General features: G+C 71.9%; 14 protein-coding genes and 1 tRNA gene. 6 read left to right on the top strand and 9 right to left on the bottom strand.

The window, feature by feature from the left end; all coding sequences use genetic code 11:
* The first annotated feature begins 37 nt into the window (after nt 1-37).
* The 4 genes from AAT21_RS10670 (at nt 38) to AAT21_RS10655 (ending at nt 7,351) form a co-directional block, all read left to right on the top strand.
* On the top strand, nt 38-4,627 hold the full coding sequence (locus AAT21_RS10670) for an ATP-dependent helicase (protein WP_046776410.1): 4,590 nt from the start codon (nt 38-40) through the stop codon (nt 4,625-4,627).
* 154 nt (nt 4,628-4,781) lie between these two features.
* Nucleotides 4,782-5,468, top strand: coding sequence for a hypothetical protein (locus AAT21_RS37405; protein WP_079025545.1), 687 nt, complete (start codon nt 4,782-4,784; stop codon nt 5,466-5,468).
* Nucleotides 5,469-5,703: 235 nt separating this feature from the next.
* Nucleotides 5,704-6,498, top strand: coding sequence for an Fpg/Nei family DNA glycosylase (locus AAT21_RS10660; RefSeq protein WP_046776409.1), 795 nt, complete (start codon nt 5,704-5,706; stop codon nt 6,496-6,498).
* 64 nt (nt 6,499-6,562) lie between these two features.
* The gene (locus tag AAT21_RS10655; protein WP_200904368.1) at nt 6,563-7,351 is read left to right on the top strand and encodes an SDR family NAD(P)-dependent oxidoreductase; all 789 of its coding nucleotides are present in this window, start codon (nt 6,563-6,565) and stop codon (nt 7,349-7,351) included.
* Between the two features lie 434 nt (nt 7,352-7,785).
* On the opposite strand, the gene AAT21_RS10650 is transcribed toward AAT21_RS10655, so the two are convergent.
* From AAT21_RS10650 to AAT21_RS10615, 8 genes are all read right to left on the bottom strand, one after another.
* The gene (locus AAT21_RS10650; protein WP_046776407.1) at nt 7,786-8,163 is read right to left on the bottom strand and encodes a helix-turn-helix domain-containing protein; all 378 of its coding nucleotides are present in this window, start codon (nt 8,161-8,163) and stop codon (nt 7,786-7,788) included.
* Nucleotides 8,164-8,272: 109 nt separating this feature from the next.
* Complete coding sequence (locus tag AAT21_RS10645; RefSeq protein ID WP_046777227.1) at nt 8,273-8,752, bottom strand: CinA family protein; 480 nt, start codon at nt 8,750-8,752, stop codon at nt 8,273-8,275.
* An 83-nt stretch (nt 8,753-8,835) separates the two neighbouring features.
* Nucleotides 8,836-9,492 (bottom strand): CDP-diacylglycerol--glycerol-3-phosphate 3-phosphatidyltransferase, encoded by a 657-nt coding sequence (gene pgsA / locus AAT21_RS10640; protein WP_030962010.1) that lies wholly within the window; start codon nt 9,490-9,492, stop codon nt 8,836-8,838.
* A complete protein-coding gene (rimO, locus tag AAT21_RS10635; protein WP_046776406.1) occupies nt 9,489-10,994 on the bottom strand; it encodes a 30S ribosomal protein S12 methylthiotransferase RimO in 1,506 nt (501 codons plus the stop codon). The genes pgsA and rimO overlap by 4 nt, the downstream gene beginning before the upstream one ends.
* 126 nt (nt 10,995-11,120) lie before the next feature.
* Nucleotides 11,121-12,020 (bottom strand): helix-turn-helix domain-containing protein, encoded by a 900-nt coding sequence (locus AAT21_RS10630; protein WP_046776405.1) that lies wholly within the window; start codon nt 12,018-12,020, stop codon nt 11,121-11,123.
* A gap of 220 nt (nt 12,021-12,240) precedes the next feature.
* Nucleotides 12,241-15,030, bottom strand: a complete 2,790-nt coding sequence (locus AAT21_RS10625; RefSeq protein WP_046777226.1) for an FtsK/SpoIIIE family DNA translocase — start codon at nt 15,028-15,030, stop codon at nt 12,241-12,243.
* Nucleotides 15,031-15,145: 115 nt separating this feature from the next.
* Nucleotides 15,146-15,829 carry a response regulator gene (locus AAT21_RS10620; protein WP_030962021.1) on the bottom strand — a complete coding sequence of 228 codons (684 nt, stop codon included), beginning with the start codon at nt 15,827-15,829 and terminating at the stop codon, nt 15,146-15,148.
* Nucleotides 15,830-16,105: 276 nt separating this feature from the next.
* Complete coding sequence (locus tag AAT21_RS10615) at nt 16,106-21,631, bottom strand: HAMP domain-containing protein (protein ID WP_200904367.1); 5,526 nt, start codon at nt 21,629-21,631, stop codon at nt 16,106-16,108.
* Nucleotides 21,632-21,799: 168 nt separating this feature from the next.
* Here AAT21_RS10615 and AAT21_RS10610 point away from each other — a divergent pair, with 168 nt between their 5' ends.
* Together AAT21_RS10610 and AAT21_RS10605 are read left to right on the top strand one after the other, a co-directional pair.
* Nucleotides 21,800-24,385, top strand: a complete 2,586-nt coding sequence (locus AAT21_RS10610) for a SpoIIE family protein phosphatase (protein ID WP_063838082.1) — start codon at nt 21,800-21,802, stop codon at nt 24,383-24,385.
* 42 nt (nt 24,386-24,427) lie between these two features.
* Nucleotides 24,428-24,940 carry a DinB family protein gene (locus AAT21_RS10605; RefSeq protein WP_046776403.1) on the top strand — a complete coding sequence of 171 codons (513 nt, stop codon included), beginning with the start codon at nt 24,428-24,430 and terminating at the stop codon, nt 24,938-24,940.
* A gap of 45 nt (nt 24,941-24,985) precedes the next feature.
* Here the strand turns inward: AAT21_RS10605 and AAT21_RS10600 are convergent.
* Nucleotides 24,986-25,061: transfer RNA gene (locus tag AAT21_RS10600), tRNA-Thr, on the bottom strand.
* Between the last annotated feature and the right edge of the window lie 87 nt (nt 25,062-25,148).

Here is a 25,148-nt window from a genome sequence, read left to right as displayed (position 1 = left end):
CCGGAGCGTTGTCAGTGGCCGGGTGCACGATGGGGGCATGGCAGGCGCTGCGCTCGACTCGTTCTCCCCCGCGACCCGCTCGTGGTTCACGGGGGCATTCGTCACGCCCACGAGCGCGCAGGAGGGTGCCTGGCGGGCCATCGGGGAGGGGTCGGACGTGCTGGTGGTGGCGCCCACCGGCTCCGGGAAGACCCTGGCCGCGTTCCTCGCCGCCCTCGACCGGCTCGCCTCGACCCCGCCGCCCGCAGAGTCCAAGAAGCGGTGCCGGGTCCTGTACGTATCGCCGCTGAAGGCCCTTGCCGTCGACGTCGAGCGCAATCTGCGCAGCCCGCTGACCGGGATCCGGCAGGAGTCCGTCCGCCTCGGGCTCCCGGAGCCGGACATCCGGGTGGGGATCCGCTCCGGCGACACCTCCGCGGCCGAGCGGCGGTCGCTGGCCACCCGGCCGCCGGACATCCTCATCACCACACCCGAGTCGCTGTTCCTGATGCTGACGTCGGCCGCGCGGGAGGCGCTGACCGGGATCGAGACGGTGATCGTGGACGAGGTGCACGCCGTCGCCGGGACCAAGCGCGGCGCGCACCTCGCCGTGTCCCTGGAGCGACTGGACGAGCTGCTGCCGCGTCCGGCTCGCCGGATCGGTCTGTCGGCGACGGTCCGGCCGGTGGACGAGGTCGCCCGGTATCTCGCGCCGCGCGGCAGGGTGGAGATCGTGCAGCCGCCGTCGGCCAAGGAGTTCGACCTGTCGGTGGTCGTCCCGGTGCAGGACATGGGCGAGGTGGGCGGCTCCCCCGCTACGGAGGGACGGGAGGGCGGGGACCGACCGTCGATCTGGCCGCATGTCGAGGAGCGGATCGCGGACCTGGTGCAGGCGCACCGCTCGACGATCGTGTTCGCCAACTCCCGCCGCCTCGCCGAGCGGCTGTGCAACCGGCTGAACGAGATCGCGTACGAACGGGCCGTCGGCGAGAAGCTGCCCGAGCACGCGTCACCGGCCGAGGTCATGGCCCAGTCGGGCTCGGCCCTGGGCGCCCCGCCGCTGCTGGCCCGGGCGCACCACGGCTCGGTGTCCAAGGAGCAGCGGGCGCTGGTGGAGGAGGACCTGAAGGCGGGCCGGCTGCCGGCCGTGGTCGCCACCTCCAGCCTGGAACTGGGCATCGACATGGGCGCGGTGGATTTGGTGGTGCAGGTGGAGTCACCGCCGTCGGTGGCGTCCGGGCTGCAGCGGGTGGGCCGGGCCGGGCACCAGGTGGGTGCGGTCTCCACCGGGGTGGTCTTCCCCAAGTACCGGGGCGACCTGGTCCAGGCGGCCGTGGTCACCGAGCGGATGCGGGCGGGGGCGATCGAGTCCCTGCGCGTCCCCTCCAACCCGCTCGACGTCCTGGCGCAGCAGCTGGTCGCCATGGTCGCGATGGACACCTGGCAGCTGGACGACCTCCTGGCGCTGGTGCGGCGGGCGGCGCCGTTCGCGGCGCTCCCGGAGTCGGCGTTCACGGCGGTGCTCGACATGCTGGCCGGCCGCTATCCGTCGGACGCCTTCGCCGAACTGCGGCCGCGCGTGGTCTGGGACCGGGTGGCGGGTACGGTCACCGGCCGGCCGGGGGCCCAGCGGCTCGCGGTCACCTCCGGTGGCACCATCCCCGACCGCGGGCTCTTCGGGGTGTTCCTGGCCGGCTCGGACCCCAAGAAGGGCGGCGGGCGGGTCGGCGAGCTCGACGAGGAGATGGTCTACGAGTCCCGTGTCGGTGACGTCTTCACGCTGGGCACCACCTCCTGGCGTATCGAGGACATCACCCGCGACCGGGTCCTGGTCACGCCCGCCCCCGGGGTGCCGGGCAGGCTGCCGTTCTGGAAGGGCGACCAGCTGGGCCGACCGCTGGAACTGGGGCGCGCGGTCGGCGCGTTCCTGCGCGAGCTCGGCGCCCTCTCCGAGGAGGACGCCCGGCTGCGGCTGGTGGCGGCCGGGCTGGACGCCTGGGCCGCGGACAACGTGCTGGCGTATCTCGCCGAGCAGCGCGAGGCCTGCGGCCACGTACCGGACGACCGGACCATCGTGGTGGAGCGGTTCCGTGACGAGCTGGGCGACTGGCGGGTCGTGGTCCATTCGCCGTTCGGCGCACAGGTGCACGCCCCGTGGGCGCTGGCCCTGGGCTCCCGCCTCGCCGAGAAGTACGGCATGGACGCACAGGTGATGCACGCCGACGACGGCATCGTGCTCCGCCTCCCCGACGCGGACCTGCTCTCCATGGACCTGCTGGACCACGACCCGGCGGGGGCGCCCGCCTTCGAGTTCGACGACGAACAGGCGCCGCTGGGCGCGGCCGACGTCGCCTTCGACCACGGCGACGTCAACCGGATCGTCACCGACCAGGTGGGTGGCTCCGCGCTGTTCGCCTCCCGCTTCCGCGAGTGCGCGGCCCGTGCCCTGCTGCTGCCGCGCCGCAGTCCGGGCCGCCGCACCCCGCTGTGGCAACAGCGCCAGCGGGCCTCCCAACTGCTCCAGGTGGCGTCGGAGTTCGGTTCCTTCCCGATCGTGCTCGAAGCAGTACGCGAATGCCTCCAGGACGTCTTCGACGTGCCCGGCCTGACCGAGCTGATGGGGGACATCGAGGCGCGCCGGGTCCGGCTGGTCGAGGTCACCACCCCGGAGCCGTCCCCCTTCGCGCGTTCCCTCCTCTTCGGCTATGTCGCCCAGTTCCTCTACGAGGGCGACTCCCCGCTGGCCGAGCGCAGGGCGGCCGCTCTGTCGCTGGACTCGCGGCTGCTGGCCGAGCTGCTGGGGCAGGCGGAGCTGCGCGAGCTCCTCGACGCGCAGGTGCTGGAGGAGCTGGAGCGGGAGCTGCAGTGGCTCACCGAGGACCGGCGGGCGAAGGACGCCGAGTCGGTCGCCGATCTGCTGCGCCTGCTGGGGCCGCTGACGCAGGAGCAGCTGACGGCGCGCGGGGCGGATCCGGCCTGGGCCCGCGAGCTCGCCGCGGCGCGCCGCGCCATCCGGGTCCGGATCGGCGGCGCGGAGCACTGGGCGGCGGTCGAGGACGCGGGCCGGCTGCGGGACGCGCTGGGCACCGCGCTGCCCGTCGGTGTCCCGGAGGCGTTCACCGAGCCGGTCAAGGACCCGCTGGGGGACCTGCTGGCCCGGTACGCCCGCACCCACGGGCCCTTCACCACGGCCGCCGTGGCCGGCGCCTTCGGGCTGGGCGCGGCGGTGACCGAGGGCGCCCTGCACCGTCTCGCGGCGGCGGGGCGGGTGGTGCAGGGCGAGTTCCACCCGGCCGGCATCGGCCAGGAGTGGTGCGACGCGACGGTGCTGCGCAGGCTGCGCCGCCGCTCCCTCGCCGCGCTCCGCCAGGAGCTGGAGCCGGTCCCGCCGACGTCGCTGGCCACCTTCCTGCCGCAGTGGCAGCACCTGGGCGGGGCGCTGCGCGGCCTCGACGGCCTGGCCCGGGCGGTCGAGCAGCTCCAGGGCGCCCCGGTGCCGGCGTCCGCGCTGGAGCGGCTGATCCTGCCGTCGCGGGTGGCGAACTACTCCCCCGGCCTGCTGGACGAGCTGACCACCACCGGTGAGGTGGTCTGGGCGGGGGCGGGAGCCCTCCCGGGCAAGGACGGCTGGGTGTCGCTCTATCTCGCGGACGCCGCCCCGCTGCTCCTGCCGCCGCCGCACCCGCTGGAGCCGAGCCCTCTGCAGCAGGCCGTCCTGACGGCCCTCTCGGGTGGGTACGGCCTGTTCTTCCGGCAGATCTCGCAGGCGGTGCGCGCCGACTTCCCCGAGGTGTCGGACGTCGCCCTCTCCGAGGCGGTGTGGGATCTGGCCTGGTCGGGCCGGCTCACCAACGACACGCTCGCCCCGCTGCGCTCCGTCCTCGGCTCGGGCCGGACGGCGGGCTCCACGGCCCACCGGGCCCGGCGTACCGTCCCGCGCGGCCGGTACGGCACGCTGAGCGCGGCCGTGTCCCGTACGGGCCCGCCCACGGTCTCCGGGCGCTGGTCGCTGCTGCCGCCCCCGGCGGCCGACCCGACCCACCGGGCCCACGCCCTGGCCCGTACCCTGCTGGACCGGCACGGGGTGGTGACGCGCGGCGCGGTCGCCGCGGAGGGGGTCGAGGGGGGCTTCAGCGCGGTCTACCGCGTCCTGTCGGCCTTCGAGGACAGCGGCCAGGCCCGCCGGGGCTATGTGGTCGAGGGGCTGGGCGCGGCCCAGTTCGCGATGGACGGCGCGGTGGACCGGCTCCGGGCCGCCGAGCGGACCCCGCCCCCGCTGGCGGCGGTGGTGCTGGCCGCCGCGGATCCGGCGAACGCGTACGGCGCGGCCCTGCCCTGGCCCGAGCCGCCGGCCGGCGCCACACACAAGCCGGGCCGCAAGGCGGGCTCCCTGGTGGTCCTGGTGGACGGGGAGCTCACCCTGTACCTGGAGCGCGGCGGCAAGACCCTGCTGTCCTGGCCCGGCCCGGAGGACCCGCGTCTGACGGCTGCGGTCGCCGCGCTGGCCGCCGGTTGCCGGGCGGGCACCCTGCCGGCGCTGACGGTGGAGCGGATCAATGCCGCAGCCGCCCTGACCTCGCCCCTGGGCCGGGCCCTGGAGGCGGCCGGTTTCCATGCCACCCCGAGAGGTTTGCGCTTGCGTTCCTGAGCACCGCAACGGTACCGACTGTTCCGCTCACGTCCTGGACATGTCACAGGACTGTCGCCGACCGCCTCTGAGCTGGCACAGGCGCTTATTCATCCTTTATCAAGATGATCACAGGCATTGCACGGGCGATGCACAGTCATGGGGGAGTAGAAGAGTGAGCACCACCAGCATGCGTACCACCACCCTCGGCGCGGTCGGCCTGGCGGTCGCCGGAACCCTGGCCCTGACGGGCTGCAAGAACGGCAACGAGGAGCTGGCCCCCGCACCGCCGAGCGGGTCCGCCTCGGCCGGCGCCGTGTCCCCCTCGGCCACCGCCCCGTCCGAAGCGGGCAGCCCCAGCGCCACCACCGGTGGCAGCGAGGCCCCCGCCGGGGCGAACGGAACGGCGAAGTCCGGTCAAACGTTCAAGATCGGCGAGGCTGCGGAGATGCCGTTCAGCTACGGGAACAACAAGGGCGGCCAGATCGCCCTCACGGTCACCGCGATCGAGCAGGGCGACCCCGCCGACCTGGAGCCCCTCAAGCTCGGCGACAAGGTGAAGGGGATGATCCCCTACTACATCCGCTACTCGGTCAAGAACACCGGCACCACGGACCTGTCGTACTCCTCCGTCACGCAGATCAAGGGCCTGCTCGGCGACGGCACCGAAGCGCAGCGCGTGTCGGTCATCGGCAAGTTCGAGAAGTGCGCGAACGAGTCGCTGCCGAAGGGCTTCACCAACGGCCGGACGCAGACCAGCTGCGCGCTGGCCCTCGCCCCGTCGGCCCAGACGAAGGTCACCGCCGCCGAGTACTGGGGCAACCCCTACAGCTACCCGAACAAGGGCCTCGTCTGGAAGTGACGAGCGGGGCCCATCGGCCCCATCGGCCCCATCGGCCCCTCGGCCCCTCGGCCCCTCGGCCCCTCGGCCCTTCATGATCCACCGAGCCCCTGCGGCCGCACTCCGGCGCAGGGGCTCGCGCCTTTCTCCGGACGCCTTCCACCGCACCGCCCGCTCCCGGTCACTCCCGGCCCGCGTCCCCTGCGGCCCGTGGGGGCGCCGCCCGCGGCGGGCGTCCCCGGGCCAGAATGGGAGCATGCCCGAAGGCGACAGCATCCGGCGCGCGGCGACCCGCCTGCACACGGTCCTGGCCGGCCGCGAACTGACCCGCAGCGACCTGCGCGTCCCCCGCTTCGCCACCGCGGACCTCACCGGCCGTGTCACCCTCGACGTCACCCCGCGCGGCAAGCACCTCCTCGCCCGCTTCGAGGGCGGCCTCACCCTGCACAGCCACCTCCGCATGGACGGCGCCTGGCACGTCTTCGCCGCCGGCCAGAAGTGGCGCGGCGGCCCGGACCACGAGATCCGCGCCGTCCTCGGCACCGCCGGGCACACGGCCGTCGGCTACCGCCTGCCCGTCCTGGAGCTGATCCGCACCGCCGAGGAGGACCGCGTCGTCGGCCACCTCGGCCCCGACATCCTCGGGCCGGACTGGGACCCCGCACGCGCCGCCGCCAACCTCCTCGCCGCCCCCGAGCGACCCCTCGGCGAGGCCCTGCTCGACCAGCGCAACCTCGCCGGGATCGGCAACGTCTACATGTGCGAGCTCTGCTTCCTCGCCCAGGTCACGCCCTGGACGCCGGTCGGCGGCCTTCCCGAGCCCACGCTGCTGCGGCTGGCGGCCGCGTCCCACCGGCTGCTGTCGGCGAACATCGGCGACCGGCCGGGCCACCGCAACACCACCGGCATCCACCGGCCCGGCCAGGAGCTCTTCGTCTACGGCCGCCGCGACCGGCCCTGCCTGCGCTGCGGCACCCCCGTCCGCAGGGTCTCCCAGGACGACCGTCCCACCTACTGGTGCCCCCGCTGCCAGCCCGGCCCCACCCCCTGAGGCTCCGGAGCAGGACCGGACGCGGTGATTGACGGTTCGTCAGATCCGGTCGTACCGTCCCGGCATGCCCACACCCACAGCCTCGTACGACCTCGCCGGCCGCACCGCCCTGGTCACCGGAGCCGCCGGCGGCATCGGCCGCGCCACCGCCGTCCTGCTCGCCACGGCCGGCGCCCACGTGCACTGCGCGGACCGCGACGAACAGGGACTGGCCGGGACGGCCGCCCTGGCCGCCGAGGCCGGTGGCGGTGGCGGTCGTGGCGGCGGCGTCACCGTCCACCCCCTCGACGTCACCGACCGGGCCGCGCTCCGGGCGGCCGTCACCGCGGCGGGCCCGCTCGACATCGCCGCCGCCATCGCCGGGATCATGCACACCAGCAGCGTCCTGGAGACGGCCGACGAGGACCTCGACCGGGTCCTGGACGTCAATTTCAAGGGAGTCCTGCGCACCTGCCAGGAGGCCGCCCGCGCCATGATCGCCGCGGGCCGCCCCGGATCGATCGTCACGATGGCCTCCGGCGCCGTGGACGCCGCCCAGCCCGGCCTGCTCTGCTACAGCGCCTCCAAGGCCGCCGTCGTCCAGCTGACCAGGACCCTCGCCACCGAGACCGGCCCGCACGGCATACGGGTCAACGCCGTCGCCCCCGGCTGGATCCGCACCCCGATGACCGACAAGCACAGTCCCGAGGTCCAGGCGCAGACCGAGGCGGCCATGGTCCGCATGTCCCCCCTGCGCCGGGTCGGCGAGCCGGAGGACATCGCGCAGGCGGTGCTCTACCTGGCCTCGGACGCCTCGTCGTTCATGACGGGCCAGATCCTGCGTCCGAACGGCGGCGTGTCGATGCCCTGGTAGCCGCGTCGGCAGGGCCGGCCGCCCTGGCCGCCCGCACCGCGCCGTCACCGGCCCCCGAGCCGGCCCCGGCATCCCGGGCGTCCCGGCCGGCCCGCCGCCGGGCGCCGCGCAGGGGCGCCGGTACGCAGTGCACGGGCAGCAGCCCCAGGCTCCAGCCGCTCACGGCCACCGCGCCCTCCACGGCACCCGACTCCTCGGGGGCCAGCACCAGCCGGAGCACGGCCCACCACCACAGGGCCCCCACCGTCAGCGCGAAGGCCGACACCGCGGTTATGCGCAGCGATGTCCGCACTGACACCTCCAGGGGCCGGGACCCGGACGGCCCCATCGTCTCGCACGCCCCCCGTGCCCGCACCCAGAACGGCCGGGAGCCCCGTCCGGTGCTCCACGCACCGGCCGGGGCTCCGGCCAAGCTCAAACACGCACGTGCTCGCTCACGCGGCTACTACATTCACCGCTTCCGCAGGCGCCTTGATGGTCACCCGTTCCGGACCGGCGACCGAAGCCATCGAGACCGAATTGAGCATCGGGCGGACCGGTACGCTCACCGGTTCGCTTGCCGCAGCCGACTGTGCCAGCTCAGCGAGCGACAGTTCGTCACTGACTTCGCGCATCAGCTCGGACATCCGTACGTCCAACGCGTCGCAGATCGCGGAGAGCAGCTCGGAGGATGCCTCCTTCTGCCCCCGCTCCACCTCGGAGAGATAGCCGAGCGAAACTCGGGCCGACGAGGAGACTTCGCGCAGAGTACGGCCCTGGCGCTGGCGCTGCCGACGCAGCACGTCACCCAGCAGGCGACGGAGCAGAATCATCGGTGGCTCCCTCCTCTGACCGTGTAGCCGCATCCTTCACGCCCCACCGTACCGCCTCGCGCCGCGGCCGTGCGGGGAGCGATGTCGTGTTCACTCAGGGCTGCAAACATCAAATCCCCCCGTTCTGTTCCGTATCCTGCCCCCGCGCATTCTCTCGGAGTTCGTCCGCGAGAAGCTCGAGCACTGTGCGTGCACTCTCCCTACGAATTTCCGCCCGGGAGCCGTTCAACCTCAGCGGGACCGTTTTCCTGCCCTTCGGACCGTCCACGGCGACGAAAACGGTGCCCACCGGCTGCCCGTCCTGCGGCTCGGGACCGGCCACCCCGGTCGTCGCGATTCCCCACGAAGCGCCCATCACCCGGCGGACACCGGCCGCCATCTCAGCCGCCACCTGGGCGTTCACCGCACCCTCGGCGGCCAGCAGGGCGGCGTCCACGCCCAGGACCCGGTACTTGATCTCCGTCGCGTACGCCGTGACCGAGCCGCGGAAGGACCGGGAGGCCCCGGGAACGGCCGTGATCTCGGCCGCGACCATGCCGCCGGTCAGGGATTCCGCGACAGCGAGGGTCTGGTCACTCTCCGCGAGCAGCTGGAGCGCGTACGCAGCGACTGTGCGCCCCTCGCGCGCTCCGGCACGCCCCCTCGCCTCCGGAGAATCCCCCGCCCCTCCGGTCACCGCGCGGCCCGCTCCGCGGCGATACCCCTGCGACGCAGCACGATCGCCTGGCGGATGTAGTCCAAACCGGTGACGACGGTCAGCACGACCGCGATCGCCATCACCCAGAAGCGCATCGTCGCCAGCGCACCGGTCAGTGCGAGGACGTACATGCCCACGGCCGTGCCCTGGGCCAGCGTCTTCAGCTTGCCGCCGCGGCTGGCCGGAATCACGCCGTAGCGGATGACCCAGAAGCGCAGCAGCGTGATCCCGAGCTCGCGTCCGAGGATCACCCCGGTCACCCACCACGGGAGGTCACCCAGCCAGGAGAGACAGATCAGCGCCGACCCCATGATCGCCTTGTCGGCGATGGGGTCGGCGATCTTGCCGAAGTCCGTGACCAGGTTGTACGTCCGGGCCAGGTGCCCGTCGAAGATGTCCGTGATCATGGCGACGGCGAACGCCGCCCAGGCCCAGGCCCGCCACGCCGGGTCGTACCCGCCGTCGGCGAGCAGCAGCAGGACGAATCCCGGCACCAGCACGAGCCGGATCATCGTCAGGATGTTGGCGATGTTCCACAGGCTGGCCTGATCGACCGCCGCGGCCCCCAGCTTCGCGCCGGGTACGGGCCGGCGGCCGGTCCCGCCCGCCGCAGATGCCGGGACACCGGTCATCCGGCCGCCTCCTCGAAGTCGAAGTCCAGGGGCTCGGCCACCAGGTCCACTCCCAGGGTGCCGACCACCTTCGCCGTGACGATACGCCCGGGGACCAGGCCCGTGCCGTCGGTGAAGACGACCTGGCCGTCGGTTTCGGGGGCCTGGTGCGCGGCGCGCCCGTAGGCTCCCTCGCTCTCCTCGGCCTCGTCGAAGGGGACGACCGTCTCCACGAGCACTTCCAGGGTCTCGCCGATCCGCTCTTCCGCACGCTGGGCGGTGAGCTCCTCGGCGAGCCGCTGCATGTGCGCGAGGCGCTCGGCGATCGTGTCCTCGTCCAGCTTGTTCTCGTAGGTGACGGCCTCGGTGCCGTCCTCGTCGGAGTAGCCGAAGACACCGATCGCGTCCAGGCGGGCGTGGGTGAGGAAACGCTCCAGCTCGGCGAAGTCGGCTTCCGTCTCGCCGGGGAAGCCGACGATGAAGTTCGAGCGGACGCCGGCCTGCGGGGCCTTGGAGCGGATGGTGTCCAGCAGCTCCAGGAAGCGGTCGGTGTCGCCGAAGCGGCGCATGGCCCGCAGCACGTCGGGGGCCGAGTGCTGGAAGGACAGGTCGAAGTACGGCACGACCTTGGGCGTCGAGGTCAGCACGTCGATCAGGCCCGGGCGCATCTCGGCGGGCTGGAGGTAGCTGACGCGGACGCGCTCGATGCCGTCGACGGCGGCGAGCTCGGGCAGCAGGGTCTCCAGCAGCCGGATGTCGCCGAGGTCCTTGCCGTACGAGGTGTTGTTCTCGGAGACCAGCATGATCTCCTTGACGCCCTGCTCGGCGAGCCAGCGGGTCTCGCCCAGCACGTCGCCGGGGCGGCGGGAGATGAAGGATCCGCGGAAGGAGGGGATGGCGCAGAAGGAGCAGCGCCGGTCGCAGCCGGAGGCCAGCTTGACCGAGGCCACCGGGCTCTTGTCCAGGCGGCGGCGCAGCGGGGCGCGCGGGCCCGAGGCGGGCGCGAGGCCCTCCGGCAGGTCCGCGGGGGCCTCTGCGGGCTCCTCGGCGGGCGCCTGGGCGTGCCCGGGGAGGGCGACGTCGGCGGCCTGGCGGGCGGCGGGGCTGATGGGCAGCAGCTGGCGGCGGTCGCGGGGGGTGTGGGCTTCGACACTGCCCCCGCTGAGGATGACCTGGAGGCGGTTGGAGATGTCGGCGTAGTCGTCGAAGCCGAGGACCCCGTCGGCCTCGGGAAGGGCCTCGGCGAGCTCCTTGCCGTAGCGCTCGGCCATGCAGCCGACGGCGACGACGGCCTGGGTCTTGCCGTGATCCTTGAGATCGTTGGCTTCCAGCAGGGCGTCTACGGAGTCCTTCTTGGCGGCTTCGACGAAGCCACAGGTGTTGACGACGGCTACGTCCGCGTCGGCGGCGTCCTCGACGAGCTCCCAGCCATCCGCCGCCAAGCGGCCTGCGAGCTCCTCCGAGTCCACCTCGTTACGGGCGCAGCCAAGAGTGACAAGGGCGACGGTACGGCGTTCGGGCATGGACTCAAGACTACTTCGTCCCGGCGCGGGCCCCGGCCGCGCGTCCCCGCACACCAAGATCCCCGGGGTGCTCGCAGCACCCCGGGGACCCCGGATCACGCCTTCCGCCTGGAGACGGCCCCTCGGTCAGCCCGCCTGCGGCTGATCACGGGAGGGGTCCTCCTTGGTGTAGGTGAGACGTTCCACCTGACCCGGCTGGAAGTCGTCCTTGATCTCCTTGCCGTTCACGAACAGCTTCACGACTCCGGCGTCGCCGAGCACGAGGTCGACGGACTCCTTGTCCGTGAAGGTCTTCGACTCGCCCTGCACGAGGGTGCCGTCGAAGAGCAGCCGGCCCGTGGAGTCCTTCGCGGAGATCCAGCTCTCGCCCGTGTCGGCCGTCAGGACGACGGTGACGAGGTCCTTGGGCGCGGCCGCGATGGCACTGTCCGAGGGCTCCGGCTTGGCGGCCTGCGGGGGTGCCTGCGAGGGCTGGGCGGACGGCTTGCCGCCCGTCTGCTTGGGTGCGGGCTTGGGGGAGGCGGAACCTTCCGCCACCGGGCGCTTTTCCTTCTCGTCGCCACCGCTGAAGGCGGTGAAGGCCACGAAGCCGATCACGGCGACGATGGCGGCGACCATGGCGGCGGTCCAGTTGGGCCGCTGCCGCTCGGGGCGGATCCGCTCGGCCTCGAACATCGGCGCGGCGGGGGTGGGTGCCGGCCGGCCGCCGTGGGCCGCGTCGTAGCTCTCGACCAGGGGTACCGGGTCGAGGTGGACGGCGCGGGCGAGCGTACGGATGTGGCCGCGGGCGTAGACGTCGCCGCCGCACCGCGTGAAGTCGTCCTCTTCGATCGCGTGCACGATCGGGATGCGCACGCGGGTGAGGGAACTGACCTCGTCGACTGTGAGCCCGGCGGCGATCCGGGCCTTCTTGAGGGCCGTCCCGATGGACGGCTCTTCGACGGAACGTTCGACGAGACGGTCCTCGGACCGGTCGTCGGTCGAAGGCCGCTCTTCTTCGGGGGAGTTGGAGTTGCCGATGGACACAAGGGCGCCTTTCGAGCGTGTAGCCACCTGCTGGATGTCCAGTCTAGGGGGGGTACGAAAGGGTGGAGCAACCGGAGGGTGCTCTTCCTACGCCATCCGAATGGTGTGGGAAGGTCCCCTCCGGCGTGGCGGCCCGACGCCGTACGCGATGTCGTGCGCGGTGCCGCCACTTCTCTTCAACTTGACGCGGGCCCAAGGGAAACGGTTGCCCGCCGAACGGCTACGAATCCGTCTCGCCGCGGATGACCGCGAGCACCCCGTCCAGCTCGTCTGCCTTGAGCAGGACATCGCGGGCCTTCGAACCCTCGCTCGGGCCGACGATGCCCCGCGACTCCATGAGGTCCATGAGCCGCCCGGCCTTCGCGAAGCCCACCCGCAGCTTGCGCTGGAGCATCGAGGTGGAGCCGAACTGCGTGGTCACGACCAGTTCCGCCGCCTGGCACAGCAGGTCCAGGTCGTCGCCGATCTCCTCGTCGATCTCCTTCTTCTGCTTCTGCCCCACGGTGACGTCGTCCCGGAAGACCGGCGCCATCTGGTCCTTGCAGTGCTGGACGATCCCGGCGATCTCGTCCTCGGTGACGAAGGCGCCCTGGAGGCGGACGGGCTTGTTCGCGCCCATCGGGAGGAACAGCCCGTCGCCCTTGCCGATGAGCTTCTCGGCGCCGGGCTGGTCGAGGATGACCCGGCTGTCGGCGAGCGAGGACGTGGCGAACGCGAGCCGCGAGGGCACGTTCGCCTTGATCAGCCCGGTGACCACGTCCACCGAGGGCCGCTGGGTGGCGAGCACCAGGTGGATGCCGGCGGCGCGGGCCAGCTGGGTGATGCGGACGATGGAGTCCTCGACGTCCCGCGGGGCCACCATCATCAGGTCGGCCAGCTCGTCGACGATCACGAGCAGGTACGGGTAGGGGTTGAGCTCGCGCTCGCTGCCCGGCGGCAGTTTGATCTTCCCGTCCCGGATCGCCCGGTTGAAGTCGTCGATGTGCCGGTAGCCGAAGGCGGCGAGGTCGTCGTAGCGCAGGTCCATCTCGCGCACGACCCACTGGAGCGCCTCGGCGGCCCGCTTGGGGTTGGTGATGATCGGCGTGATCAGGTGCGGGATGCCCTCGTACGCCGTCAGCTCGACCCGCTTGGGGTCGACGAGGACCATCCGGACGTCCTCCGGGGTGGCCCGGACCATGATCGAGGTGATCAGGCAGTTGATGCAGGAGGACTTGCCGGAGCCGGTGGCGCCGGCGACCAGCACGTGCGGCATCTTGGCGAGGTTGGCCATGACGTAGCCGCCCTCGACGTCCTTGCCGAGCGCGACCAGCATGGGGTGGTCGTCCTCGGCCGCGTCCGCGAGGCGCAGGACGTCGCCCAGGTTGACCATCTCGCGGTCGGTGTTGGGGATCTCGATGCCGACCGCGGACTTGCCCGGGATCGGGCTGATGATCCGCACGTCGGGGCTGGCCACGGCGTAGGCGATGTTCTTGGTCAGGGCGGTGATCCGCTCGACCTTCACGGCCGCGCCGAGGGTCACCTCGTAGCGGGTGACCGTCGGGCCCCGGGTGAAGCCGGTGACGTCGGCGTCGACCTTGAACTCGGTGAACACGTTGCGCAGGGAGGCGACCACGGCGTCGTTGGCGGCGCTGCGGGTCTTGCCGGGCCCGCCCTTCTCCAGCAGGTCCAGCGAGGGCAGGGAGTACGTGATGTCCCCGCGCAGCTGGAGCTGCTCGGCGCGCGGCGGCAGCGGCTGGGCCTCCGGCGCGGCCTTCGTCAGGTCGGGCACCGCCAGCGTCCCGGAGGCCGCGGCGGTGGTGGCGTGCGGCCGCTCGGCGGGCTCCTCCGCGGGCGCGGCGGGCGGGGCAGGCCTGGCCGGCGCCGCGGTGCGCTCGCCACGGGCGGTCGGCACCGGCGTGGTGCGCTCCGCGCCGTCCCGCTCGGGAGTGATCCCGTGGGTGAGGTCGGCGACGAGCGGGGAGGGCGGCATACCGCCGTAGACCACCCCGTCCAGCGCCGCGGCGGCCGCCGCGGCCACGTCGACGGCGTCCATCTCCCGGTCGATCGCCGGCCGGGCGGCGGTCCTGCGCGGCCGGCGCCGCCGGGCCAGGGCCTCCTCCTCGGCGGCGTCCGCGGGATCCCCGGAGCCCGCACCGGCGCCGGAGCGGGCCCGCCACTGCTCCGGGTCGTGCCGGACGGAGCCGCCCGGGTCCTCCCCGTAGCCCTCGTCGTACTCGTTCGGGGCGACGATCCCGAGCCGGATGCCCAGCCGGCGCAGCCGCTGCGGGATCGCGTTGACCGGGGTCGCGGTGACCACGAGCAGCCCGAAGACGGTGAGCAGCACCAGCATGGGCACGGCCAGCGGCGCACCCATAGTGAAGATCAGCGGCTTGGAGGCACCCCAGCCGATGAGGCCGCCCGCGTTCTGCATGGCGGTGGTGCCCTCGTCGCGGCCGGGCGCACCGCAGGCGATGTGGACCAGGCCGAGGACGCCGATGACGAGGGCGGACAGCCCGACACCGATGCGGCCGTTGGCGTCGGTCTGTTCGGGGTGGCGGATGAAACGTACCGCCATGACGCCGAGCAGTATCGGCACGAGCAGGTCCAGCCGCCCGAAGGCACCGGTGACCAGCATGGTGACCAGATCCCCGACGGGACCGCTCAGGTTCGACCAGGTGCCGGCGGCGACGATCAGCGCCAGCGCGAGGAGGAGCAGCGCGACGCCGTCCTTGCGGTGGGCCGGGTCGAGGTTCCTGGCGCCGTTGCCGATCCCGCGGAAGACCGCACCGACCGCGTGCGCGCAGCCCAGCCACAGGGCCCGCACCAGTCGCAGCACCCCGCTCGTCGGGGACGGCACGGGCTTGGCCGCGGCCTTCTTGGCCGGGGCGCGCCTGGCGGCCGCGGCCTTCTTCGCCGGTGGCTTGCGTGCGGGGGCCGCCTTCTTGGCGGGCGCCGTCGTACGGCCGGTGCGGCCCTTCGCAGTGCCCGCGGTGCTCGGGGAACCCTTGCCGGACGTACTTGAGGCCATGGGGCCGAGGTTACCGGTGCGCGCGCCGGTGGACACGCGTGCCCACCCCTTCACCCGTTCGTGTCGTCGCCGGGGTAGGCACTTTGACACTCCGCCAAGCCGGACGCGTGCGCGGTCAGTTCTGCGAGGGCAGCGCCGGAGCCCCTCCGGCGCTCCCGGGCTCCAGCGCGTCGAGTGCCCGCCGCAGTCCGGTGAGTTTGCGTTCCAGATGGGCCGCGGTCGCCACCACGCCGGCGTCGGCCGCGTCCTCGCCGAGCTGCTTGGTCAGCGCCTCGGCCTGCTCCTCGACCGCCGCGAGCCGCGCCGACAGCTCGGCCAGCAGGCCCGCCGTCTCCTTGCCGGCGTCCACGCCGTTCGAGCCGCCACCCTCCAGCTGGAGCCTCAGCAGGGCCGCCTGCTCCCGCAGTTGGCAGTTCTTCGTATACAGCTCCACGAAGACGGAGACCTTCGCCCGCAGCACCCACGGGTCGAAGGGTTTGGAGATGTAGTCGACCGCGCCCGCCGCGTAACCGCGGAAGGTGTGGTGCGGACCGTGGTTGATCGCGGTGAGGAAGATGATCGGAATGTCCCGGGTACGTTCCCGCCGCTTGATGTGCGCGGCCGTTTCGAATCCGTCCATGCCCGGCATCTGGACATCCAGCAGGATGACCGCGAAATCGTCCGTGAGCAGCGCTTTGAGCGCCTCCTCCCCCGACGACGCCCGGACCAGTGTCTGATCGAGCGCGGAGAGGATGGCCTCCAACGCCAGCAGATTCTCCGGCCGGTCGTCGACCAGGAGGATCTTGGCCTTCTGCACCATGCCCTGTCCTCCTCGCCCCGGCATGGGGCCTCCCCGGCTCCTGGCACCGGTCTGTGCGCCGGGCCCCGCCCCAGAGAACGACACCCGTGCGCCGTCCGTCCTTGTGCCGGTCATCGTAGCCCCAGTCCCGAGATCGCCACACCCTGTCACCAAGATGTCACTGTGCACGAAGCAGAAACGTGATGGGAGAGCAGAAGGTTCCCCGTTCACCGCTGTTCCACACCGTCGTGGGCACGGTGCGTCAGCGGCCGGTTTCCTTCCGCCCTCCCTCCTGTCTCACTTGCCCCGCATCCACTGCTCCATCACCGACAGCAGGTAGTCCGGGTCGACCGGCTTGGTGACGTAGTCCGAAGCACCGGAGTCGATCGCCTTCTCCCGGTCCCCCTTCATCGCCTTCGCCGTCAGCGCGATGATCGGCAGGCCGGCGAACTGCGGCATCCGCCGGATGGCCGAGGTCGTGGCGTACCCGTCCATCTCGGGCATCATGATGTCCATCAGCACGACCTTCACGTCGTCGTGCTGTTCCAGGACCTCGATGCCCTCCCGGCCGTTCTCCGCGTACAGCACCGCCAGCCCGTGCTGTTCCAGCACGCTGGTCAGCGCGAAGACGTTGCGGACGTCGTCGTCCACGATGAGCACCCGCTCGCCGCGGAAGTCGTACGTCCGGGCCACCGTCGGCAGCTCCTCCTCCGCGGCGTCCCAGCCGTCCTCGGCTCCCGCTGTGTTCGGCTGCCCCGGCACCGCCGTACGCGGCTCCAGGTCGCTCAGCGCCTTGCGCCGCCGCCGGAACAGCCCGGTCCCGCCACCCTGTCCGGCGGCCGCCGCCGGCAGTGCGGACCGCTCGGGCTGCGGCTGCGCCGCCGACGCGGCCGCGGGCCCGGCCGGCAGCACCGGCAGTCCGGGCCGGGCCCCGTCCAGGGACCGGCGGTACAGCTCGCCGCGGGCGCCTCCCGGCGTGGGCGGCGCGTACCCCTGCGGCGGCAGCTCGCTCGGGTGCAGCGGCAGGTACAGCGTGAAGGTGGAGCCGCGGCCAGGCTCGCTCGCCGCGTGGATCTCGCCGCCCAGCAGCCGGGCGATCTCCCGGCTGATGGACAGCCCCAGCCCCGTGCCGCCGTACTTGCGGCTCGTGGTCCCGTCCGCCTGCTTGAACGCCTCGAAGATCACCAGCATCTTGCTCGCCGCGATCCCGATGCCGGTGTCGGTGACCGAGAAGGCGATCAGGTCCGCGTCCGCCTCCCGCAGCGAACCGGCCTCCAGCAGCTGCTCGCGGATCTCGGCCGGCACATCGGCACCGGCGGGCCGGATCACCAGCTCCACCGCGCCGGTGTCGGTGAACTTCACCGCGTTCGACAGCAGGTTGCGCAGCACCTGCAGCAGCCGCTGCTCGTCGGTGTGCAGGGTGGCGGGCAGCTCCGGGGAGACCCGCACCGAGAAATCGAGGCCCTTCTCCGCCGTCAGCGGCCGGAAGGTCGCCTCCACATAGTCCACGAGCTGCACCAGCGCGATCCGGGTCGGTGAGACGTCCATCTTCCCGGCCTCGACCTTCGACAGGTCGAGGATGTCGTTGATCAGCTGGAGCAGGTCGCTGCCGGCGCCGTGGATGGTCTCGGCGAACTCCACCTGCTTCGGCGACAGGTTCTCGTCCGCGTTGTCGGCGAGCAGCTTGGCCAGGATCAGCAGCGAGTTGAGCGGGGTGCGCAGCTCGTGCGACATGTTCGCCAGGAACTCGGACTTGTAGCGCATCGAGACCGCGAGCTGCTCGGCACGCTCCTCCAGGACCTGCCGGGCCTCCTCGATCTCGGTGTTCTTCACCTCGATGTCCCGGTTCTGCTGGGCCAGCAGTTCGGCCTTCTCCTCCAGCTCCGCGTTGGCGGCCTGCAGGGCCTTCTGCCGGTTCTCCAGCTCGTCGGAACGCTCGCGCAGCTGCTCGGTCATCTCCTGCGACTGCTTCAGCAGCATCTCCGTCTTGGAGTTGACGCTGATGGTGTTGACGCTCGTACCGATCATCTCCGCGATCTGGCTGAGGAAGTCCTTCTGGATCTGCGTGAAGCCCGTGAAGGAGGCCAGCTCGATGACGCCGAGCACCTTCCCCTCGAAGAGCACCGGCAGCACGATCACGTGCGCCGGCGGGGCCTCGCCGAGACCCGAGGAGATCTTCAGGTAGCCGGGCGGGGTGTTCTCGACGAGGATCGTCCGCTTCTCCTCGGCGACCGCCCCGATCAGCCCCTCCCCCGGCCGGAAGGAGATGGGCATCTGGCCGCCGGCGTACGCGTAGCTCCCGCGCATCCGCAGCTCGTACGAGCCCTCCGCGCCCCCGTCCGTCCCGATCTCGGTGGTGCCGCCGGCCGGCACCGCCAGGAAGAAGGCACCGTGCTGCGCGGACACCACCGGGGTCAGCTCGCTCATGATCAGCGAGGCGACGTCGTCGAGGTCACGGCGCCCCTGCATCAGCGCCGAGATCCGGGCCAGGTTGCCCTTGAGCCAGTCCTGCTCCTTGTTGGCCAGGGTGGTGTCGCGCAGGTTGACGATCATCGTGTTGATGTTGTCCTGCAGGACCTGGATCTCGCCCGCCGCGTCCACGTCGACCTTCAGGCTGAGGTCGCCGCGGGTCACCGCGGTCGCCACGGCCGCGATCGCGCGCACCTGCCGGGTGAGGTTGCCGGCCATCTCGTTCACGGACTCGGTCAGGTCCCGCCAGGTGCCGTCGACGTCCCGGACCCGGGCCTGGCCGCCCAGGATGCCCTCGGTGCCCACCTCGCGGGCCACCCGCGTCACCTGGTCGGCGAAGGAGGACAGCTGGTCGACCATCGTGTTGATGGTGGTCTTGAGCTCCAGGATCTCGCCGCGGGCATCGATGTCGATCTTCTTGGTCATGTCGCCCTTGGCGATGGCGGTCGTGACCATGGCGATCTGCCGCACCTGACCGGTGAGGTTGGAGGCCATGAAGTTCACCGAGTCGGTGAGGTCCTTCCAGGTCCCCGACACCCCGGGCACGTGCGCCTGTCCGCCGAGGCGGCCCTCCGTACCCACCTCGCGGGCCACCCGCGTCACCTCGTCGGCGAACGACGACAGGGTCTTCACCATCGTGTTGACGGTGTCGGCGAGCTGCGCGACCTCGCCGCGCGCCTCGACGGTGACCTTCTTCGTCAGATCGCCGTTGGCGACGGCCGCGGAGACCTGGGCGATCCCGCGCACCTGGGCCGTCAGGTTCCCGGCCATCGTGTTGACGTTGTCGCTGAGGTCCTTCCAGATGCCGGTGACCCCGCGGACCCGGGCCTGGCCGCCGAGGATGCCCTCGGTGCCCACCTCGCGGGCCACCCGGGTCACCTGCTCGGCGAAGGAGGACAGCTGGTCCACCATCGTGTTGACGGTGGTGACGAGTTCGAGGATCTCGCCCTTGGCGTCGACGGTGATCTTCTTCGAGAGGTCGCCCATGGCGACCGCCGTCGTCACCTCGGCGATGTTGCGCACCTGCGAGGTCAGGTTGTTCGCCATGAAGTTGACGGACTGGGTGAGGTCCTTCCAGGTGCCGGAGACACCCTTGACCTCGGCCTGGCCGCCGAGGATGCCCTCCGTGCCCACCTCCCGGGCCACCCGGGTCACCTGCTCGGCGAAGTTCGAGAGCTGGTCGACCATCGTGTTGAGGGTGTTCTTCAGCTCCAGGATCTCGCCCCGGGCGTCCACGTCGATCTTCTGCGACAGATCACCGCGCGCCACCGCCGTGGCGACCTGGGCGATGTTGCGGACCTGCGAGGTCAGGTTCCCGGCCATGCCGTTCACCGAGTCCGTCAGGTCGCGCCAGACACCGGCCACACCGGGCACCTGCGCCTGGCCGCCGAGGCGGCCCTCGGTACCCACGTCCCGCGCCACCCGGGTCACCTGCTCCGCGAAGGCGGAGAGCTGGTCGACCATCGTGTTGATGGTGTTCTTCAGCTCCAGGATCTCGCCCCGGGCGTCCACGTCGATCTTCTGCGACAGATCACCGCGCGCCACCGCCGTGGTCACCTGCGCGATCTGGCGCACCTGCGAGGTCAGGTTCCCGGCCATGAAGTTGACGGAGTCGGTCAGCTCCTTCCAGGTGCCGGAGACCCCCTCCACCCGGGCCTGGCCGCCGAGCCGGCCCTCCGTACCCACGTCCCGCGCCATCCGCGTGACCTGGTCGGCGAACGACGACAGCTGGTCGACCATCGTGTTCACGGTGTTCTTCAGCTGGAGCATCTCGCCGGAGACGTCCACCGTGACCTTCTGCGACAGGTCGCCGTTGGCCACCGCCGTCGTCACCTGGGCGATGTTGCGGACCTGCCCGGTGAGGTTGCGGAAGGCCGTGTTCACCGAGTCGGTGAGGTCCTTCCAGGTACCGGCAGCCCCGGGCACCTGGGCCTGACCGCCCAGCTCACCCTCGACGCCGACCTCACGGGCCACCCGCGTCACTTCCGCACCGAAGGACTGGAGCTGGTCGACCATCGTGTTGACGGTGTTCTTCAGCTCCAGCATCTCGCCGGCCACGTCGACCGTGACCTTCTGCGACAGGTCGCCGTTGGCCACCGCCGTCGTCACCTGAGCGATGTCCCGCACCTGGGTGGTGAGGTTGCGGAAGACCGTGTTCACCGAGTCGGTGAGGTCCTTCCACGTCCCCGCCGCCCCCGGCACCTGCGCCTGCCCGCCGAGCAGGCCCTTGGCGCCGACCTCGCTCGCCACCCGCGTGACCTCGTCCGCGAAGGTCCGCAGCGTCTCGGTCATCTGGTTGATCGTTTCGGCCAGCTGCGCGACCTCGCCGCGCGCGCTGACCCGTACCTTCTGCGACAGGTCGCCGTTGGCGACCGCCGTCGTCACCTGCGCGATCCCGCGCACCTGGGCCGTCAGGTTCCCGGCCATCGTGTTGACGGAGTCGGTCAGGTCCTTCCACACACCCGCGACCCCGGGCACCTTGGCCTGGCCGCCCAGCTCGCCCTCCGTACCCACCTCGCGGGCGACCCTGGTCACCTCGGAGGAGAAGGACGAGAGCTGGTCCACCATCGTGTTCACGGTGTTCTTCAGCTGGAGCATCTCGCCGGCCACGTGCACGGTGACCTTGCGCGACAGGTCGCCCTTCGCGACCGCCGTCGTGACGAGAGCGATGTCACGCACCTGCGCGGTGAGCCGGTACGCCATCGTGTTGACGGAGTCGGTCAGGTCCTTCCAGGAACCGGACATCCCGCGCACCTGGGCCTGGCCGCCGAGCTTGCCCTCGGTACCCACCTCCAGCGCCACGCGCGTCACCTCGTCGGTGAACGCGGACAGCTGGTCGACCAGGTTGTTGACCGTACGCCCGACCTTCAGGAACTCGCCGCGCAGCGGATGCCCGGCCCCGTCGGCCGCCTGCGTCCGCAGGTCCATCCGCTGGTCCAGGTCACCCTCGGCCACCGCCGACAGCACCCGTCCCACCTCGGACACCGGCCGGGCCAGGTCGTCGACGAGCTGGTTCGAGGCATCGATCGCGGCCGCCCAGGAGCCCTCGCAGGCACCCGTTTCCAGCCGTTCGCTGAGCTTCCCCTCACGGCCCACCATCCGCCGGACCCGGGACAGTTCCCCGGTCAGGTGGAGATTCCGGTCGGCGACCTCGTTGTAGACGGCGGCGATCTCCGCCATCACGCCCTCGCCGGACACCGTCAACCGCTTGCGGAAGTTTCCGTCCCGCATCGACACCAGCGCCGTGAGCAGCCTGTTCAGCGCGGCGGTATCGACCTCTGTCGTGCCGCCGCGCCGGGACCGCCCGCCCTTCGGCCGCGTTCCCGTACGCCGCACCACTGCGCCAGACTCCACCGTGTCCCTCCCGAAAGGGTCGACCGCTGTTCCACCGGACACCTGACTCGTCACAAGCCGGCACTGCAAGCCTGCCCAGTGTTTCACCCTGGCCGAACCAGGCCATAACACTTCGGCACCATCGCACACCGGCCGTACCCTGCGAGTGGATTCCCGGACGACGGCACCATGCCGTCCGCGAAGGTAAGTAACCTGGCAACCGATGTCCAACCGCGTCGAAGGAGATTCGTGATCACGGCACGGGCGGCTGCCAGCTTCGACCCTCTCGGGCGCTCGGTCGCCGCCGCTCGCGCGTTCGTCCGCGACACCCTGCAGGGCTGGGGCTTCGCGGACGTCGTCGACGACGCGGTGGTCCTCACCAGCGAGCTCGTCACCAATGCCGTGGTCCACGCCGGAACCAGGGCCGAGGTCCTCTGCCTGCGCACCGAGGACGGCGTGCGGGTCGAGGTCGCCGACCGCTACCCGGAGCGCGAGCTGCCGCTGCGGCACCCGGGCGAGCGGCCGTACGCCGACCCCGACCGCGAGAACGGCCGCGGACTGATGCTCTGCGCCGCCCTGGCCACCCGCTGGGGCGTGGAGTACACCGCCACCCACAAACACGTGTGGTTCCGCCTCGATCTGCCAGACCGGCCGGTCGGTACCCGCTCCGCGGGCCCCGTCGTCCCCGACCGCCTGCTCCCCCTCGCCGACAGCCGGGTCCGCGTCGCCGTCCTCCAGGTCGACTCGGCCGACGCCGTCTCCGCCTGGAACGAGGACGCCGAGCACATCTTCGGCCACCCCGCCGAGAAGGCGGTCGGCCGCCCGCTCGCCGAGCTCGCCGCCTGGCCGCAGACCCCCGGCACCGGAACCGGCATCGCCGAGGCCCTGCGCCTGTCCCGCTGGGAGGGCAGCTACGGCGTCCGCGGGGCCGACGGCCGCGTCATCCCCGTCTACGCCTCCCACCTGCGGGTCCGCGACGCCCACGGCGAACCGTCCACCGTCTGCCTCCTCGTCCACGACGACGAGCGCGCCCTGTTGCAGACCCCCGTACGGGTGCCCTCCACCGACGGCGGTCACTTCGCCGAGCCCCGCGCCGCCGACCCGTTCGAGGTCTTCATCGGCTCGCCCGCCCCCGACGACCTCGACGGCCTGCTCCAGCGCACCGTCGAGCGCGCCCGCGACCTCCTCGACGCCGACGCCGCCTTCCTGCTGCTCGCCACCGACGACGAGACCGAGCTGGAGGTCCGGGCAACCACCGGCCTGCCCTCCACCCGCCAGCGCTTCGCCCGCGTCCCCGTCGAGGCCGGCACCAACCGCTACGGCTCCGCCCGCATGCCCGCCGTCCACGACGACCTCGTCGCCGTCCCCGGGGCCGTTCCGCTGCTCGACTCCACCGGCATGCGCTCCGCGGTCACGGTCCCCCTCAAGGTCGAGGGCCGCCTCACGGGTTCCCTGGGCGTCGCCGCCGAGAGCCCCGGCCGCTACTCGAACGAGGAGGCGCTTCACCTGCAGTTCGCGGCCGACCGCATCGCCCTGGCGGTGGAGTCCGCCCGCCTCGGCGAGCTGGAGCGGCTGCGCCGAGGGTCGCTGTCCTTCCTCGTCGAGGCGTCCGACCTGCTGGCGGGCACCCTGGACCGGGACCAGACCCTGGCCCTCATGGCCCAGATGACCGTCCCGACGCTCGCGACCTGGTGCGCCGTCTACACGATCGCCGACCAGTCCTCGGACCCGTACCTCAGTTACGTCCTGCACGAGGACGAGGACCGCATCGACGGCCTGAAGGCCCTGTTGTCCCGGGTCAGTCCGCCCGAACCGGTCCGCGAGGCCGGTGCCCGTCCGTGGCCCGAGACCGCCCTCGCGGTCGGCGGCGAGACGGTGGTCCTGCCGCTCCTCGCCCGCAACCGCGTCATCGGCATGCTGACCCTCGGCAAACCGCGCGAGGAGCACTTCCGCCAGGAGATCCTCGAACTGGCCGAGGACCTCTCCCGCCGTGCCGCCCTCGCTCTGGACAATGCCCGCCTCTACTCCGAGCGCACCGCGATCAGCCGCTCCCTGCAGCGCAGCCTGCTGCCGCCCGGCTCCCCCGCCATCCCCGGCATGGAGGTCGAGGTCATCTACCGCGCGGCCGGCGAGGGCAACGAGGTGGGCGGCGACTTCTACGACGTCTTCCCGATCCGCGACGGCGCGTACGGCTTCGCCATCGGTGACGTCTGCGGTACGGGCCCGGAGGCGGCCGCCGTGACCGGCCTGGCCCGGCACGCGCTGAGGCTGCTGGCCCGCGAGGGCCTCGGCGGCCCGGCCGTCCTGGAGCGCCTCAACGCGGCCATCCTCGACGAGGGTGCCCGCAGCCGCTTCCTCACCCTCCTCTACGGCGAGCTCCACCCGCAGCCGGACGGCGGCGCCCTGATGAAGGTCGTCTGCGCGGGCCACCCGCTCCCGCTGCGCCTGCGTCCGAACGGCATGGTCGACGCGGCCGCGGAACCGCAGCCCCTGCTGGGTGTGATCGAGGACCTGGACCTGTACGAACAGACCGTCATCCTCGACCCGGGCGATGTCCTGCTGTGCGTCACGGACGGCGTGACCGAGCGGCGCGAGGGCAGCCGGATGCTCGGCGACGACGGCCTCACGGAGGTCCTCACGACCTGCACGGGTCTGACCGCCGGCGCGGTCGCCTCCCGTGTCCTGCGGGCGGTGGAGCGCTTCGCGGCGGAGCCCGCCTCGGACGACATGGCGATCCTGGCGTTCCGCGTCCCCCACCCGCGGGCGGGCGATTAATCGCGGTGCGGGCGGGTCCCGACTGGGCTAGCCTCGGCGCCCATGCAGACTCCCCGCACACGCCCCGATTACACCGCCGACGAACGTACCCAGCTGCTGGGCTGGCTCGACATGCAGCGCTCGATCATCCGCTGGAAGTGCGAAGGGCTCTCCGACGAGGACGCCCGCCGCCCGGTCCTGCCGTCCTCTCCGCTGATGACGGCGGCGGGTCTCGTCTCCCACATGCGGTGGGTCGAGCACTGCTGGTTCGAGGTGATGCTGATGGACCGGCCCACGGACACCAATCCCCAGTTCGGGGACGTGGAGGACGCGGACATGCAGGCCGACGGCATCCCTCTCGACCGGCTCCTGGAGGAGTACGACCGCCAGTGCGCGGCGTCCAACGAGATCGTGGCTTCGCTCTCCCTGGACGACACGGGCCGCAACACGGAGTTCAAGGCCGGTGCCGCCTCGGTGCGCTGGGTCCTGCTCCACATGATCGAGGAGACCGCCCGTCACGCCGGCCACATGGACGCGATACGTGAGCTGGTGAACGGCGGGAAGGGCTACTACTGACCGGAACGCAAAAAGGCCCCCGCCGAATGGCGGGGGCCTTTTTATTGGAGCCCTTTAACGGAATCGAACCGTTGACCTTCTCCTTACCATGGAGACGCTCTACCGACTGAGCTAAAAGGGCGGGTTGTTCGGCGGCGTCCTACTCTCCCACAGGGTCCCCCCTGCAGTACCATCGGCGCTGAAAGGCTTAGCTTCCGGGTTCGGAATG

The organism is Streptomyces yangpuensis (genome assembly GCF_001005295.1).
Classification (GTDB): Bacteria; Actinomycetota; Actinomycetes; order Streptomycetales; family Streptomycetaceae; genus Streptomyces; species Streptomyces yangpuensis.
Note: the sequence above shows the minus strand (reverse complement) of the source record. Positions and strands in the feature narration are given on the sequence as shown.